1 protein-coding gene (cut by a window edge) is annotated in these 18,410 nt (G+C 73.7%); it reads right to left on the reverse strand.

What is annotated here, in order from left to right:
* Positions 1-18,410, reverse strand: partial view of a non-ribosomal peptide synthase/polyketide synthase gene (locus LTT61_RS15185; RefSeq protein ID WP_233020607.1) — the final stretch only. 18,640 nt of this gene lie beyond the right edge of the window; only the last 18,410 of its 37,050 coding nucleotides appear in the window; its start codon lies beyond the right edge, outside the window; the stop codon is at positions 1-3.

An 18,410-nucleotide genomic window follows, 5' to 3' on the forward strand; every position in this document is an offset into this window, starting at 1 on the left:
TCACTCCACCGTGACGATCGTGACCCCGTCGCCCGCGGCGGACGTATCCGCCCCCGGCGCGACGAACCAGTGCGACACCTCACCGTCGGCGAGATCGTCCCCGACCGCGCCGGTGGGCAGCACCGAGAGGGCACCCGCCGTGGCGGCGGCGAGGAACTCGACGACCGCGACCAGCCCGCCGGTGGCGGTGGTGTAGGTCGTCGACTCGTAGTCGACGCCGTGCTCGTCGCGCGCCCGGAGCGCGAGATCGAGCGCCGCCACCTGGCTGAAGACCGTGCCGTCGGCGAGGACGAACGCCGGGCTCTCCTCGCCGAGCGGGCGGACCCGGTCGGCGTAGGAGACCGGGTGCGCGGGCGCATCGGCGACGGCCGAGCGGACCGCGTCGTCGGCCGGGTCGATCCACTCGAGATCGCCTGCTCCGGAGCCGATTCCGTAGCGCGCGCCGGAGGTGGCGTCGAGCAGCGCGGCGGCTCCCGCCTTCTGCACCGCCCAGATCGCGACGATCGAGCCGACCGAGCGCGGTAGCGCGACGGCGACCACGTCGTCCGGGCCGATCCCGCGGCCGATCAGCACCCGGGCCAGCTGCGAGGAGCGGCGGTCGAGCACGTGGTACGGCAGCTCGTCCTCGCCGGCGAGCAGCGCGGGCGCCTCCGGATCGGCCTCGACCACCTCGCCGAGCACCTTCGACACGGTCCGCGCGCCGACCCGGTTCACCGGCTCGGGCGCGGCGGCCGCGACCCCGGATTCGGTGAGCAGCCTGCTGCGCTCCTCGGCGTCCAGGATGTCGATGTCGCCGACGAGGCCGTCCGGGTCGCCGAGCAGCCCCTCCAGCACCCGCATGAGCCGCGCGGCGAGGGTGCGCACCTCGTCGTCGGTGAAGCGGCTGGTGAGGTACTCGAAGACGAACTCGATGGTCGACTCGGCGGTGACCTGCAGCGTCATCGGGTAGTGCGTGTTGCTGAGCACGCCGACGCCGTTCACCGACATGCCGTCGATGGAGCTGGCGGCGGCGATCGCCTCCCGGTCGATCGGGTACGACTCGAAGACAAGCAGGGTGTCGAAGAGCGAGCCGGCGCCCGCGCTCCGCTGGATCTCGGCGAGCCCGACGTAGTGGTGGTCGAGCAGGTCGGCCTGCTCGCGCTGCAACCGCACCAGCTGGTCGGCGATCGGGCCGTGGTCGTCGATCCGCACCCGCACCGGCAGCGTGTTGATGAAGAGCCCGACCATGGACTCGACGCCTGGCAGCTCGGCGGGGCGGCCGGAGACGGTGGCGCCGAACACCACGTCGGTGCGGCCGGTGAGCCGCCCGAGCAGGATCCCCCACGCCGCCTGGACCAGCGTGTTCACCGTGACGCCGAGGTCGGCGCAGTGCTTGGTGAGCCTGCGGGCCCGCTCCTGGTCGATCGAGGTGATCAGCTTGCCGGTCTCGTACCGCTCGGGGCCGCGGGCGGCCGAGGCCAGCTCGGTCGGCTCGGCGGCGCCGTCCAGCGCCTCCGCCCAGGTGCGCAGCGAGGCGTTCAGGTCGCGCTCGCCGAGCCAGCCGAGGAAGTCCCGGTACGGGGTCACGGCGGGCAGCTGGGAGCGGTTGCCGTGCACCGCGTAGAGCACGAGCAGGTCCTGCATGAGCAGCGGCATGGACCAGCCGTCGATCAGCACGTGGTGCGTGGTGATCGAGAGGTGGTACTGCTCGGCGGCGGTGCGGTACAGGGTGAACCGGACCAGCGGCGGGGCCGCCATGTCGAACCGGGTGGCCTGGTCGGCCGCGAGCAGTTCACGCAGCGCGGCGGCGGGATCGTCGCGGTCGGTCAGGTCGACCTCGCGCCACGGTACCTCGGCGCGCTCCGGCACCACCTGGACGGCCTGGCCGTCGGAGTCGGTGACGAAGCCGGCCCGCAGGTTCGGGTAGCGGTCCAGGATGCCCTTGGCCGCGGTGTGCAGCCGGTCCGCGTCCACCGTGCCGAGCAGGTCGACCGTGGCCTGCATGACGTAGATGTCGGTGCCCGTTGTGGTCATCAGGGCGTGGAAGAGCAGCCCGGACTGCAGCGGGGTGAGCGGCCAGACCTCGGCGAGGCCGGGGTAGCCGCGCTCCCACTCCTCCAGGTCGCCCTGGCGCACCCGGACCAGCGGCATGTCGGACGGGGTGAAGCCGCCCGCGCCAGGGGTCGCCGCGTGCTCGGCGAGGCCGGTGAGCGCGGCCGTCCAGAACTCGGCCAGCTCGGCCAGCCGCTCGGCCGGGCCGGTGAAGTCGGTGACCAGCTCGCCACCGGCGGTGACGGAGGCCAGAACCTCGACCCCGGCGGCGGCCGGAACCTCGCCCGCGGCGGTGGCGACGGCCCGCGAGCCGCTGCCCGAGGTGCCTGCGGTCGGCGCCCCGACACCCGCGGAGACCGCCGCGGGCAGCAGATATTCGTCGAAGCCCTCGACCGGGGCACCCGCGAAGCGGAAGGTGATTCCGCCCGGCTCCCCGGCCGCGAAGAGCGACGGATAACCGCGCTCCGGCACCGCGAGCACCTGCTCCTTGACGAGCTTGAGCGCCGCACCCGCGCCGATCCCGGCCGCACCGAGGTCGAGCCGCAGCGGATGCGTGACGGTGAAGTCACCGACCGTGCGGGTGAGCTCGGCACCGCGCTCGGCCGCGACCGGGCGCAGGTCGTTCACGTACCGCACGGTGGCGGCGGCGTTCCCGGTCCAGCGCGCGGTGGCCAGCGCCAGCGCGGTGAGCAGCGCGTCGGTGGCGACCCCGTGGTAGAGGCCGGGGACCACGCGCAGCACCGCGTCGCTCTCGGCCGCGGGGAGCACGGTCCGCACGTGCCGCACGGGTGCGTCCGCCGCGCCGAAGGCGTCCACCTCGGCCGGTTCCGCGACGGTCTCCCGATCCTGCGCGACCTCGTGCAGCCAGCGGCGCAGCGAGGTGCCCGCCGCGGGCAGCTCGACGGTCTCGCCCGCGGTGGCCTGCGCCAGCGCCCGGCCCAGGTCGCCGGTGATGATCCGCCAGGAGGCGGGGTCGACCGCGAGCCGGTGCGCGACCAGCAGCAGCACATCCGCGCCGCCGTCGACCGCGAACCGCACCGCGCGGAACACCTTCCCCGCGGCCGGGTCGAGCGCCGCCGCCTCGGTCGCCAGTGCGCGGGCCAGCGCGGCGTCCAGCTCGGCCGCCGCGTTCGACGACGCGTCGGCCACGGCGGAATCCGGCTCGGTCGCGGTGACCCACTCGTTCCGCAGCACATCGGCGACGGCGACCGCGCCACGTTCGCGCAGCTCCAGCACCGCCTCGGTGCGCCGCAGCCGCAGCGCCTCGTGCCGGTCGAGCACGGCCGCGAGCGCCGCCCGCAGCTCCTGCTCGCCGGTGCCGGTCGGCAGCCGCAGCGCGACCGCGTCGGCGCCGTCCAGGTCGAGCAGCGCCTGCGGCAGCGCGACCTCGCCGACACCGCCGCCGGAGAGCTCGGCCAGCCGCTGCCGCCCGGTCACCGCTCCGGCGACCGCGGCAAGCCCGGCCACGCTGCGCTGGTCGAAGACGTCGCGCACGGAGAAGACCGCGCCGAGCGTCTTGGCCCTGGAGACCAGCTGGATGGAGAGGATGCTGTTGCCGCCGAGCGCGAAGAAGTCGTCGTCGGCGCCGATCTGCTCGGCCCCGAGGACGTCGGCGAAGACCCGCGCCACCAGCTTCTCGGCCGGGGTGGATGGCGCGCGGAAGACGGCCTTCTCGAACTCCGGATCGGGCAGCGCGTTGCGGTCCAGCTTGCCGTTGGCGTTCAGCGGCAGCGCCGCCAGCTCGACGAAGGCGCTCGGCACCATGTACGAGGGCAGCTCGCCGGCGAGCGCGTGCGCCAGCGCGCGCTTGTCGAGCTCGGCGGCGGGCACCACGTAGGCCACCAGCCGGTCGCCGAGCCCGGGATCGGTCCTGGCCAGCACCGCGGCGGCGGCGATCCCGGGCTGCCTGAGCAGCGCGGCCTCGATCTCGCCGAGCTCGATGCGGAAGCCGCGGATCTTCACCTGGAAGTCGGTGCGGCCCCGGTACTCCAGTTCGCCGCCGGCGTTCCAGGCCACCAGGTCGCCGGTGCGGTACATCCGCGCGCCCGGCTCGAAGGGGCTGGCCACGAAGCGGTCGGCGGTCAGCTCAGGCCGCGCGAAGTAGCCGCGGGCCAGCTGCGCACCGGCCAGGTAGAGCTCGCCGGAGACCCCGACCGGAACCGGCCGCAGCCGCGCATCCAGCACGTAGACCCGGGAGTTCCACTCCGGCACGCCGATCGGCACCGAGACGACGTCGCCCGCCGTGACCTCGTGCGCGGTGATCGACACCGCGGCCTCGGTGGGGCCGTACAGGTTGAACAGCCCGGCGGCGTTGCCGCGCCGGAACTTCTGCGCGGTCGCCGCGGGCAGCGCCTCGCCGATGGCGAGCACCCGGCGCAGCGAGCCGGGCAGCGTGCCGTCGCCCTCGGTGAGCAGCGCGTCCAGCATGGATGGCACCACGTGCAGCGTGGTCACCCCGGTCTCGGCCATGAGCGTGCGCAGGTAGGCCGGGTCGCGGTGGCCGTCGGCGGCGGCGATCACCAGCGTGCCGCCTGCGGCCGCGGCGGACCAGAACTCCCAGACCGAGAGGTCGAAGGTGGCCGCGGTCTTGAGCAGCACCGCGTCGTCGGCGCCGAGGCCGTACTCGGCGGTCTTCCACTGCAGCTGGTTGGCGATGGCGACGTGCGGCACCGCGACGCCCTTGGGCTGGCCGGTGGAGCCGGAGGTGAAGATGACGTACGCGGTGTTCGCGGGGGTGAGCACCGCGCGGCGCTCGGCCGGGCGCACCGGTGCGCCGTCCAGCCCGGCCAGATCCAGCTCGTCCAGCACGACCACCTCGGCCGCGGTGGTCGCGAAGGCGTCCCCGGCCGTGGTGAGCACGCAGGTCGGGGCGGCGGTGCCGAGGATGTACTCGACCCGCTCGGCGGGCTGGTCCGGGTCGACCGGCACGTAGGCCGCGCCCGCCACGGCGACCGCGTACATGGCGATCACCAGGTCGGCGGAGCGCCGGATGGCGAGCGCCACCCGATCCTCCGGGCCGACCCCGCGCTCGATCAGGTAGCGGGCGAGGCGGTTCACCCGGACGCCGAGCGCGGCGTAGCTCAGCTCACCGTCGGGGCTGATCAGGGCGGTGTTCTCGGGCTGCGCCGCGACGGTCGCGTCGAGCAGCGAGACCAGCGTGGCCCCGGTGTCGACCGGGTGCGCGGTGGCGTTCCAGGTGTCGAGGATGCGCTCGCTCTCGTCGGCGGCGAGCAGCTCGATCGCGCCGACGGCGACGGCCGGGTCGGCGACGACCGCGTCCAGCACCCGGAGGAACCGGTCGGCGAAGCCCTGCACCGTTGCCTCGTCGAAGAGGTCGGTGGCGTAGCCGAATTCGGTGACGATCTCGGCGGGGGTGCCGTCCTCGGCGTACCGGTCGTAGAGCGTGACGTGCAGGTCGGTCTTGGCCAGCTGGGAGTCGAAGTCGACCGCGCTCACCGTCAGCCCGGGCAGGGTGATGGTGGTCTCGGCCAGGTTCTGGAACGACAGCCCGATCTGGAAGAGCGGGTTGCGGGCGGTGGAGCGCTCCGGGTTGAGCACCTCGACCAGCCGCTCGAACGGGACGTCGGCGTTGGCGAAGGCCTCGAGGTCGCGCTCGCGTACCTCGGCGAGCAGGTCGGTGAAGCCCGCGTCCGGCCGCACCCTGGTGCGGAAGACGAGGGTGTTGACGAACATGCCGATCAGGTCGTCGAGTTCGCGCTCGCCGCGACCGGCGATCGGGGTGCCGACCGCGATGTCGTCGGTGCCGGAGAGCCGGGCGAGCAGCACCGCGAGCGCGGCGTGCACGACCATGAACAGCGACGACTGGTTGGCGCGCGCCAGCTCGGCCAGCGCCTGGTGCCGCTCGGGGGCGATCTCGAAGCGGATCGCCTTGCCGTGGAAGGACTGCGCGGGCGGCCGCGGGCGGTCGGCGGGCAGCTCGAGCTGGTCGGGGAGCCCGTCCAGCGCGGCCTTCCAGTAGGCGACCTGGCGGGCCGCGGGCGACTCCGGGTCGTCCTCGGCGCCGAGCACCTCGCGCTGCCACAGCGCGTAGTCGGCGTACTGCACCGGGAGCGGGGTCCAGGACGGCGCCTCGCCGCCGACCCGCGCGATGTAAGCGGCCATGAGGTCGCGGGCCAGCGGGCCCATCGACGCGCCGTCCGCGGCCACGTGGTGCACCACGAAGGCGACGACGTGCTCCGGCACGCCGGAGGCCGCCGCGCCGGCGGCGAGTTCGGCGCCGACGAGGTCCGCGGAGCGGTTGCCGTCGGCGACGGCGCCGTGATCGGCGGTAGTGCCGGTTCCGGTGATCCGGAAGAGCGCCACCTTCAGCGGCACCTCGACGGTGACGTCGAAGGTGGTCATGGCGAACCGGATCACCGTCGGCACCAGCTCCGCCTCGGTGACGTCGGTGATCGCCAGCGTCGGCGCGGTGCGCCCGGCGGGCAGGATCACCTGCCGCGGCCCGTCGTCGGCGCTCGGGTACGTGGTGCGCAGCACCTCGTGCCTGGCGAAGACGTCGCCGATGGCCTGCTCCAGCGCGCGCACGTCGAGCGCGCCGGAGAGCCGTACCGCGAGCGGGATGTTGTCCACGGCCGAGGTGGTGGTGTCGAACTGGTTCAGGAACCAGTACCTGGCCTGCGCCGGGGAGAGCGGGATCTGCTCCGGCCGCTCCCCCGCCACCAGCACCGGGCGGGTCCGGCCGGAGCCGGCCGCGCGCTCGACCCTGGTCGCGAGCGCGGACACCGTGGACGCCTCGAACAGGTCGCGCACCGCGAGCTGGGTGTCGAGCGCCGCGCCGATCCGCGCGGTCACCTGGGTGGCGAGCAGCGAGTTGCCGCCGAGCTCGAAGAAGTCGTCGTCCACGCCGACCCGGCCGACGCCGAGCACGTCGGCGAAGGTGTTGGCGACGATCTCCTCGATCGGGGTGGACGGCGCCCGGAACACCTTGGCCTCGAAGACCGGCGCGGGCAGCGCCCTACGGTCCAGCTTGCCGGACGGATTCAGCGGGAAGGCGTCGAGCAACACGAACGCGTTCGGCACCATGTAGCCGGGCAGCTCGCCGCCGAGTTCGGCGCGCACCGCCTCGATGTCGACGGTCGCGCCCGCGGCGGGGATCACGTAGGCGACCAGCTGGTCGCCGAGGCGGTCGTCCGAGCGGACCAGGACCACCGACTGCGCGATGCTCGGCAGCGCGGTGAGCGCCGACTCGATCTCGCCCAGCTCGATCCGCAGCCCGCGCAGCTTCACCTGGAAGTCGGTGCGGCCCAGGTACTCCAGCTCACCGTTGGCCCGCCAGGTGACCAGGTCGCCGGTGCGGTACATGCGCGCGCCCGGCTCGCCGTACGGGCTCGCCACGAAGCGGTCCGCGGTCAGCTCCGGCCGCGCGACGTAGCCGCGCGCCAGCTGGGTGCCGGCCAGGTACAGCTCACCCGGGACCCCGGCCGGAACCGGCCGCAGCCGCGAATCCAGCACGTAGACCTGGGTGTTGAAGACCGGCGCGCCGATCGGCACGGTGACCGTGTCGGCTTCGGTGACCTCGTGGAAGGTCACGTCGACCGCGGCCTCGGTGGGGCCGTACAGGTTGTGCAGCCGAGCGCCGGTCAGCTCGACGAGCCGCTGCGCGGTCGCCGCGGGCAGCGCCTCGCCGGAGGCGAAGACCGCGCGCAGCGAGGTGCACTCGTCGGCCCGCTCCTCGGCCACGAAGACCGACATCATCGACGGAACGAAGTGCGCGACCGTGACCCGCTGCTCGGTGATGATCCGCACCAGGTAGCCGGGGTCGCGGTGGCCGTCCGGCCGCGCGACCACCAGCCGGGCGCCGAGCTGCAGCGGCCAGAAGAACTCCCACACCGAGACGTCGAAGGTGGCCGGGGTCTTCTGCAGCACGGTGTCGGTCTCGTCCAGCCCGTACTCGGCCTGCATCCAGACCAGCCGGTTGACGATCGCGGCGTGCGTGACCGCGACGCCCTTGGGGCGGCCGGTGGAGCCGGAGGTGAAGATGACGTACGCGGTGTTCGACGGCCGCAGCGGCGCCCGCCGCTCCGCGTCGGCGATCGGCGCGCCGGAGAGCTCGGCGAGGTCGAGGCCGTCGATCGCGACGGTCCGGTAACCGGCGGCCGCGAAGCCGTCCCGCTCGGTGGTGAGCACCGCGACCGGGCGCGCGGTCTCCAGCACGTAGGCGACGCGCTCGGCCGGGTGGTCCGGGTCGAGCGGCACGTAGGCGCCGCCCGCCGCGCTCACCGCGTACATGCCGATCACCAGCTCGAAGGAGCGGCGCATGCCGAGCGCGACGAGCGTGTCCGGCCCGACCCCGAGGTCGATGAGGTGCCTGGCCAGCCGGTGCACCCGGTCGGCGAACTCGGCGTAGCTCAGCGTCTCGCCCTCGAAGGTGAGCGCGGGGGCGTCCGGGGTCAGGGCGGCCCGCGCCTCGAACAGCGAGACCAGGGTGGCGGCGGCGTCGACCGGGTGCGCGGTGGCGTTCCAGGTCTCCAGCACCCGGGTGCGCTCGGCGGCGTCGAGCAGCTCGATCTCGCCGACCGGGGTGGCCGGCGCGGCGACGGCCGCGGTCAGCAGCCGGACCAGCCGCAGCGCGAAGCCGTTGACGGTGGCCGGGTCGAAGAGATCGGTGGCGTAGGCGAATTCGGCCGCCATGCCCTCGTGCTCGCCGGCGCTGGTCAGGTTGAGGTGCAGGTCGAACTTGGCGGTCACCACGTCCAGCGGCACCCCGGCGACCTCGAGCCCTGGCAGCGCGAAGGAGGCGTCGCCGGTGTTCTGGAAGGAGAGCATGACCTGGAACAGCGGGTGCCGCGCCTGCGAGCGGGCCGGGTTCAGGATCTCCACCAGCCGCTCGAAGGGCAGGTCGGCGTGGCCGAAGGCGGCCAGGTCGGTCTCCCTGGTCCTGGTCAGCAGCTCGGCGAAGGGCTCGGCCGGGTCGACCGCGCTGCGCAGGACGAGGGTGTTCACGAACATGCCGATGGCGTCGTCCAGCGCGGCCTCGCCGCGGCCGGCGACCGCGGTGCCGACGGCGATGTCGTCGCTGTTCGAGAGCCGGGCCAGCAGCGCGGCCAGCGCGGCGTGCACCACCATGAAGAGGCTGGCGCCGTGCGCGCGGGCCATCGAGTTCAGCCCGTGCACCAGGTCGGCGTCGAGCCAGAAGGCGTGCACGCCACCGCGGTTGGAGGCCACCGCGGGGCGGGAGCGGTCGGCGGGCAGGTCGAGCTGGTCCGGCAGCCCGGCCAGGTTCGCCGACCAGTACCGCACCTGCTGGGCGATGAGCGAGTCCGGCTCGTCCTCGGAGCCGAGCGTCTCGCGCTGCCAGAGCGCGTAGTCGGCGTACTGCACCGGCAGCGGCGCCCAGCCGGGCGCCTCGCCACGCGAGCGCGCGGCGTAGGCGATCATCACGTCCTTGGCCAGCGGCTGCACCGACCAGCCGTCGCCGGAGATGTGGTGCACCACGAAGACGAGCACGTGGTTCTCCGGCTGCGAGCCGTCCATCGAGCCGGCGATGCGCAGCAGCGCGGCGCGCACCGGCACCGCGGTGGTGACGTCGAAGCCGGTCAGCACCAGTTCGCTGATCCGCTCCTCGAGCTCGGTCTCGGTGACGCTGATCGGGGTGAGGTCGATGCCGACCTGGCTCGCGGGCAGCACCACCTGCACGCCGTGGCCGTCCGCGGTCTCCGGGTAGACCGTGCGCAGCACCTCGTGCCGCTCGATCACGTCGGCGACCGCGCGGCGCAGCGCGTCGGCGTCGAGCGTGCCGGTGAGCCGGACCGCCATCGGGATGTTGTTCACCGCGGTGGCGCTGTCGAAGCGGTTCAGGAACCACATGCGCTGCTGGGCCAGCGAGAGCGGGATCGTCGCCGGACGCGCGCCCGCCACCAGCTCCCGGCCGCGGCCGCTGCCGGCACCGGTCTCGACCCTGGCCGCGAGCGCGGCGACGGTCGGCGCCTCGAAGAGCGTGCGCACCTGGACCCTGGTGTTGAGCGCGGCGCCGAGCCGGGCCACCACCTGGGTCGCGATCAGCGAGTTGCCACCGAGGTCGAAGAAGTCGTCGTCCTGGCCGATCGGCCGGTCGCCGTCGACCTCGATGCCGAGCACGCGGGCGAAGGTGTCGGCCACCAGCTCCTGCACCGGCGTCGCGGGCGCACGGAAGACCACTGCTTCGAATTCGGGCTCCGGCAGCGCGCGCCGGTCCAGCTTGCCGTTCGGGTTCAGCGGCAGCTCGTCCAGCACCACCAGCGCCGCCGGGACCATGTACGAGGGCAGCTGCGCCGCGACGTGCTCGCGCAGCGCCGCGACGCCGACCGGGGCGGAGCCGGGCACGACGTAGCCGACCAGGCGGTCGCCGAGCCGGTCGTCGGAGCGCACCACCGCGACGGCCTGCGCCACCGCCGGGTGCCCGGCCAGCGCGGTCTCGATCTCGCCGAGCTCGATCCGCAGGCCGCGCAGCTTCACCTGGAAGTCGGTGCGGCCCAGGTACTCCAGCTCGCCGCGGTCGCTCCAGACCACGAGGTCGCCGGTGCGGTACATGCGGGCGCCGCGCGGGCCGAACGGGTCGGCCACGAAGCGGTCGGCGGTCAGATCCGGCCGCGCGACGTAGCCGCGGGCCAGCTGCGCGCCTGCCAGGTACAGCTCGCCCGGCACCCCGGCGGGCACCGGCCGCAGCCGCGAATCCAGCACGTAGAGCTGGGTGTTGAAGACCGGGGCGCCGATCGGCACGGTGACCGTATCGGCCTCGGTGACCTCGTGGTAGCTGACGTCGACCGCGGCCTCGGTCGGTCCGTACAGGTTGTGCAGCCAGGCGCCGGTGGCGCTCAGCAGCCGCTGCGCCACCCCGGCGGGCAGCGCCTCGCCGGAGGCGAAGACATTGCGCAGCCCGGTGTAGGCGGCCGGGTCGGCCTCGTCCACGAAGACGGCGAGCATGGACGGCACGAAGTGCACCGTCGTCACCTGCTCGGCGGCGATGACCTCGGCCAGGTACTGCGGGTCGCGGTGCCCGTCCGGCTTCGCGACCACCAGCCGCGCGCCGGTCTGTAGCGGCCAGAAGAACTCCCACACCGACACGTCGAAGGTGGCGGGCGTCTTCTGCAGCACCACGTCGAAGCGGTCCAGCCCGTACTCCTCCTGCATCCACACCAGGCGGTTCACGATCGCGGCATGCGAGACCGCGACGCCCTTCGGACGGCCGGTGGAGCCGGAGGTGAAGATGACGTAGGCGGTGTTCGCCGGGCGCAGCCCGGTATCGGTGAGCGGCTCCGGCGCGTAGGCGGAGAGGTCGAGCGCGTCGATGGCGACGGCGTCGCCCGCGGCGAACCCGTCGCCGGTGGTGGTCAGCGTGAGCACCGGCCGCGCCGTCTCCAGCACGTGGCCGATCCGCTCGGCGGGCTGGTCCGGGTCGAGCGGCACGTAGCCGCCGCCCGCGGCGAGCACCGCGTACATGCCGATCACCAGGTCGAGCGAGCGGCGCATGCCGAGCGCGACCAGGGTGTCCGGGCCGACGCCCGCGCCGGCCAGGTACCCGGCCAACCGGTGCACCCGCGCGGCGAACTCGGCGTAGCTCAGCGTCTCGCCATCGAAGGTGAGCGCGGGAGCGTCCGGAGTGGCCGCCGCCTGCTCGGTGAACATCGAGACCAGCGTGGCGTCCGGGTCGACCCGGTACTCGGTGTTGTTCCAGGTGCGCAGCACCTGCTCGGTCTCGCGGGCGTCGATCAGCGGCAGATCGCCGACCGGGCGCTCCGGCTCGGCGGTGAGCGCCTTCAGCAGCCGGGTGAAGCGGCGGCCGAACGCGGCGATCGTGCGCCGGTCGAAGAGGTCGGTGGCGTAGATCAGCTCGGCGGTGATGCCGGAGAGCGGCGCGGCCTTCTCGGTGAGCACCAGCTGCAGGTCGAACTTGGCGACGTCGAGCGCCATGTCCACGCCACTGACGGTGAGCCCGGGCAGCTCCAGGCTGTTCTGCCCGACGTTCTGGAACGAGAGCATGACCTGGAAGAGCGGGTGCCGCGCCTGCGAGCGGGCCGGGTCGATAATCTCGACCAGCCGCTCGAAGGGCAGGTCGGCGTGGCCGAAGGCGGCGATATCGGTGCTGCGCACCTTCGCGAGCAGCTCGGTGAAGGAGGCGGCAGCGTTCACCGGCGTGCGCAGCACGAGGGTGTTGACGAACATGCCGATCAGGTCGTCGAGCGCGCGCTCGCCGCGGCCCGCGATCGGCGTGCCGATGGCGATGTCCTCCTCGCGGGCCAGCCGCGCGAGCAGCACGGCCAGCGCGGCGTGCGTGACCATGAAGAGCGTCGCGCCGCGGCCGCGGGCCAGCTCGGCCAGCCTGCCGTGGGTCTCGGCGTCGATCTCGAAGGCGTGCGTGGCGCCGCGGCCGCTCGCCACCGCGGGGCGCGGGCGGTCGGCGGGCAGGTCGAGCTGCTCGGGGAGGCCGCGCAGCGCCTCGGTCCAGTACCCGATCTGCGCGGCGATCACCGATTCCGGGTCGTCCTCGCGACCGAGCACCGCGCGCTGCCAGAGCGCGAAGTCGGCGTACTGCACGTCCAGCGGGCGCCAGGCGGGCTCGCCGCCGTCGACCCTGGCGCCGTAGGCGGTCATCACGTCGCGGGTGAGCGGGCCCATGGAGAAGCCGTCGGCGGAGATGTGGTGCACCACCAGCGCGAGCACGTGCTCGGTGGGGCTGACCTCGAAGAGCCTGGCCCGGAACGGCACCTCGACGGTGACGTCGAAGGCGGTGCGGACGAACTCGGCGATCCGGCGCGGCAGCTCGGCCTCGGTGACCTCGGCGGGCGAGAGGTCGGGGATGACCTGCCCGGTCGGGACCACCTTCTGGAAGCCGGTGCCGTCGAGTTCCGGGTAGTAGCTGCGCAGCGACTCGTGCCTGGCCAGCACGTCGGCCACGGCGATCTGCAGCGCCTGCCGGTCGAGCAGCCCGGAGAGCCGGACCGCGGCCGGGATGTTATCGACCGAGGACGCCGGGTCGAAGCGGTTCAGGAACCACATGCGCTGCTGCGCCAGCGAGAGCGGCACCCGCTCCGGCCGCGGCTGCGGCACCAGCGCGGCGCGCGAACCCGCGCCCGCCCTGCTCTCGGCGCGGGCGGCCAGCGCGGCCACCGTGGAGGCCTCGAAGAGCTCGCGGACCCCGAGGTCGGTGTCGAGCGCGGCGGCCAGCCTGGCCGCCACCTGGGTGGCGCTCAGCGAGTTGCCGCCGAGCGCGAAGAAGTCGTCGTCCAGCCCGACCCGGGCAACGCCGAGCACGTCGGCGAAGACGTCGGCGACGATCTCCTCGACCGGCGTGGTCGGGGCGCGGAAGACCGCGGCCTCGAAGACCGGTGCGGGCAGCGCCCGGCGATCCAGCTTGCCGGAGGGGTTCAGCGGGAACTCGTCCAGCGCGATGAACAGCGCCGGGACCATGTAGGCGGGCAGCCGCCTGCCGAGCTCCTCGCGCACCGCCTCGGCATCGATCCGCTGCTCGGCGGCCGGGATCACGTAGGCCACCAGCTGGTCGCCGGTGTGCTGGTCGCCGCGGACGACGACGACCGCCTGCGCGATCTCCTCCAGCCCGGCCAGCGCCTGCTCGATCTCGCCGAGCTCGATCCGCAGGCCGCGCAGCTTCACCTGGAAGTCGGTGCGGCCCAGGTACTCCAGCTCGCCGTCCGGGGTCCAGGCGACCAGGTCGCCGGTGCGGTACATGCGGGCGCCGTCGGTCCCGAGCGGGTTCGCCACGAAGCGGTCGGCGGTCAGATCCGGCCGCGCGACGTAGCCGCGGGCCAGCTGGTCGCCGGCCAGGTACAGCTCACCCGCGACGCCGACCGGGACCGGCCGCAGCCGGGAATCCAGCACGTAGACCTGGGTGTTGAAGACCGGGGCGCCGATCGGCACGGTGACCGTGTCGGCGTCGACGACCTCGTGGTACGTGACGTCGACCGCGGCCTCGGTCGGGCCGTAGAGGTTGTGCAGCGCCGCGCCGGTGAGCTCGCGCAGCCGGTGCGCCGGCTTCGGGCCGAGCGCCTCGCCGGAGGCGAAGACCAGCCGCAGCGAGGTGCTGGCCGCCGCGGCGGCGTCGGCCACGAAGACGGCGAGCATGGACGGCACGAAGTGCGTGACGGTGACCCGCTGGGCCTCGATGATCTCGGCCAGGTACTGCGGGTCGCGGTGACCGTCCGGGCGCGCGACCACCAGCCGGGCGCCGATCTGCAGCGGCCAGAAGAACTCCCACACCGAGACGTCGAAGGTGGCGGGGGTCTTCTGCAGCACGGTGTCGTCCGCGGTGAGGCCGTACTCGGCCTGCATCCAGACCAGGCGGTTCACGATCGCGGCGTGCGAGACCGCGACGCCCTTGGGGCGGCCGGTGGAGCCGGAGGTGAAGATGACGTACGCGGTGTTGCCCGGGCGCAGCGGGGCGCGGCGGTCGATGTCGCCGAGCGGGGTGTCGTCAAGGCCGTCCAGGTCGAGCAGGTCGATCCGCACCTGGGCGGTGTCGATCTCCAGGTCGTCGCCGGAGGTCAGCACGCAGACCGGGTCGGCGGTGGAAAGGATGTACTCGGTGCGCTCGGCCGGGTGGTCCGGGTCGAGCGGCACGTAGGCGCCGCCCGCGACGGTGACGGCGTACATGCCGACCACCAGGTCCAGCGAACGCCGCATGCCGAGCGCCACGAAGGACTCCGGGCCGACGCCGCGCTCGACCAGCCAGCGGGCCAGCCGGAAGACCCGGCCCGCGAACTCGTCGTAGGACAGGGCTGTCCCCTCGAACTCCAGCGCGGGCGCGTCCGGGGTGGCCGCGAGCTGCGCCTGGAAGAGCGCGGGCAGCGTGTGCGCGAGCTCCACGCCGTACTGGGCGGCCAGCGCGGTGGAGACGTCGAAGGCGGTGTCGTTCCAGCCGGTGGTCACCTCGGTGCGCTCGGCGGCGTCGAGCAGCGCGATGTCGCCGACGGCCGAATCCGGCTCGGCGGTCATGGTCTCCAGCACCCGCACCAGGCGGTCGGCGATCCGGCGCACGGTGCCCTCGTCGAAGAGGTCGCGCAGGTAGCCGGCCCGGATCCGGAGCTTCGCGTCGAGCTGGGCGATCAGGGTGAGCGGGTAGTGCGTGGCGTCGGTGGCCGCCAGCCCGGTGACCGCCATGCCGTCGATGTCGGCGGCCTGGGCCTGGATGCCCTCGGCGTCGACCGGGTAGGACTCGAACACCACCAGGGTGTCGAAGAGCCCGCTCATCCCGGCCGCGGCCTGGATGTCGGCGAGCCCGACGTAGTGGTGGTCGAGCAGGTCGGCCTGCTCGCCCTGGGTCCTGGCGAGCAGCGCGCGCACCGGCTCGGCCGGGTCGAAGCGCACCCGCACCGGAACGGTGTTGATGAACAGCCCGACCATCGACTCCACGCCGGTGAGCTGCGCGGGGCGGCCGGAGACGGTGGTGCCGAAGAGCACGTCCTCGCGGCCGGTCATCCGGCCGACCAGCACCGCCCACGCCACCTGCAGCACGGTGTTCGGGGTGACGCCGAGCGTGGCCGCCAGCCCGGTGAGCCGCGCGGTGGCAGCCTCGTCCAGCTCGAAGAGGTACTCGCCGGAGAGCGCGGTGATCTCGCGCCCGGCGTCCGGCTTGGCCAGCAGCGTCGGCTCGGCGACGCCGCGCAAGGCCTCCGCCCAGACCGCCACCGAGGCGGCGTGGTCCTGCCTGCCGACCCACTCCAGGAAGTGCTTGTACGAGCGCACCGCGGGCAGCACGCCCTGATCGGCGTGGACCGCGTAGAGCATCAGCAGGTCACGCATGAGCAGCGGCATGGACCAGCCGTCGAGCAGGATGTGGTGGTTCGAGACCACGAACTGCCAGCGGTCCGCGGCCACCTTGATCAGGGTGAAGCGGATCAGCGGCGGAGCGGTGAGATCGAAGCGGCGGGCGCGGTCCTCGGCGATGAGGTCCTCAACGGATCCGCCTGCCGAGTCGGACCGGGCGGCTCCTCCGCCGGAACGATCGTGCTCGGCCCACGGAACGCGGACGCTGTTCAGCACCACCTGCACCGGGTTGCCGTCGGCGTCGGTGACGTAGGCGGTGCGCAGGGTGTCGTAGCGGTCGAGCAGTGCCTGCGCGGCGGCGCGCAGCCGGGTGCCGTCCACCCGCCCGGTCAGGGTGAGCGTGATCTGCGAGGTGTAGACATCCACCGACCCGGCGGCGAGCCGGGCGTGGAAGAGCAGCCCGGCCTGTAGCGCGGAGAGCGGCCAGACGTCGGCGAGCGCGGGGAAGCGCTGCTCCCAGTTCTCGATGTCGGCCTGGGTGCTGCGCACCAGCCCGAAGTCGGCCGGGGTGTGCCCGCCCGCCTCGGCCGACTGCGCGTGCCGCGCGACGGCCTCCAGCGCGGTGACCCACAGCTCGGCGAACTCACGCACCTCGGCGGCGTCGAGCAGGGTGCTCGGGTAGCCGATGGTGGTGAGCAGGGTGTCGCCGGTGACGATGGCGTTCAGGTCGAGCGGCGCCATGGCGGGCATGTCGGCGTCGTAGCTCGCGGCCAGCGCGCCGAGTTCGGGCGCGGGGATCCAGCCGAAGCCGCGCAGCGCCTCGGGCACGTCGGTGTCCGAGACCCGGCCCAGGTAGTTGAAGCTGACCTGGCCGGGCAGCTGCTCGGGCAGGTCGGCGGCGGTGCTGCGGTTCAGGTAGCGCAGCATGCCGTAACCGATGCCCTTGTCCGGCACCGTGAGCAGCCGCTCCTTGACCGCCTTGAGCGCCCGGCCGAGCGCGGGGCCGCCGGTGAGCGCGGCGTCCACGTCGATCCCGGCCAGGTCGAAGCGGACCGGGAAGATGGCGGTGAACCAGCCGACCGTGCGGGAGAGGTCGGCGCCGGGCACGATCTCCTCCTCGCGGCCGTGGCCCTCCAGCCGGAGCAGCAGCGAGTCGGCGCGCTCGGCGGTGCGGCGCGCCCGCCACTTGGCGGTGGCCAGCGCGAGCGCGGTGAGCAGGCCGTCGTTCACGCCGCCGTGGAAGAGCGCCGGAACGGTGGTGAGCAGCGTCTTCGTGACCTCGGGCGAGACCCGGACCTGGATCTTCTCCAGCACGCCGGAGACGTCGACCGCGGGGTCCATCGGCCGGTCGGTGACCAGCGGGTCGGGGCCGCCGACGACGCCGCGCCAGAACTCCAGCTCGGCGATCCGCTCGGGGCTGTTCGCCTGCTGCTCCAGCGCGTGCGCCCAGGAGCGCAGGGAGGTGGCCGGGGCGACGAGCTCCGGGGTGCCGCCGGAGGAGAGCTGCCCCCAGGCGGTGACCAGGTCCGGCACCAGGATGCGCCAGGTGACGCCGTCCACCACCAGGTGGTGCGCGACCACGACGAGCCTGCCGCCGCGGCTCGCCTCGGACGGCTCCAGCCAGACGAAGCGGAGCACGATGCCCGCGGCCGGGTCGAGCCGGTCCAGCGCGCCGTCGACCGCCGCCTCGGCGATCGCCAGCAGCTCCGAATCGCTCGCGGTCGCGTCGAATTCGACGCGGTCGATGAGCGCGTCGATATCGACCGAGCCGGGGGCGGTGGTCTCCAGCACCCAGTCCGCGCCCTCGGGGCGCAGCCGGGCGCGCAGCATGTCGTGCCGGTCGACGACGGCGCCGACGGTGGCGGCGATGCCTGCCCGGTCGATGCCGACCGGCAGCTCCAGCGCCAGCATCTGGTGGAACCGGCCGAAGCCGCCGGTGCGCTCGGCCATGAACCGCACCACCGGGGTGAGCGGCATCCGGCCGACGCCGCCGCCGGGCAGCTCGTCCAGCGCGGGCTGCCTGGTGGTCTCGGCGTCCGCGGTCTCCGCGACCGAGGCCAGCCCGGCCACGGTGCGCTGCTCGAAGACGTGCCTGGGGCTGAACACCACGCCGCGCGCCTTGGCCCGCGACACCAGCTGGATCGAGACGATGGAGTCGCCGCCGAGCGCGAAGAAGGAGTCGTCGACGCCGACCCGCTCGACGCCGAGCACCTCGGCGAAGACCTCGGCGATGGTGTGCTCGATCGGCGTGCGTGGGGCCCGGAACGCGACCTCGGTCGCGAAGACCGGCTCCGGCAGCGCCTTGCGGTCCAGCTTGCCGACCGGGGTGAGCGGGATGTGGTCCAGCACCATGATCGAGGACGGCACCATGTACGCCGGGAGGCTCTCCTCCACGTGCGCGGTCAGCTCCGCCACGTCAAGCGGATGTCGATGCGCGGCTGTGTCCAACGAGTGCCGCTGCGCGGCGACGACGTACGCCACCAGCGTGGTCGCGCCGTTCTCGGCCTTGTGCCCGACGGTGACCGCGAAGTCGACGGTCGGGTGCGCGGCAAGGGCGGCGTCGATCTCGCCCAGCTCGATGCGGAAGCCGCGCACCTTGACCTGGAAGTCGGAGCGGCCCACGTACTCGACCTCGCCGGTGCGGGTCCAGCGCACCACGT

The organism is Nocardia asteroides, from assembly GCF_021183625.1.
Lineage (GTDB): Bacteria > Actinomycetota > Actinomycetes > Mycobacteriales > Mycobacteriaceae > Nocardia > Nocardia asteroides_A.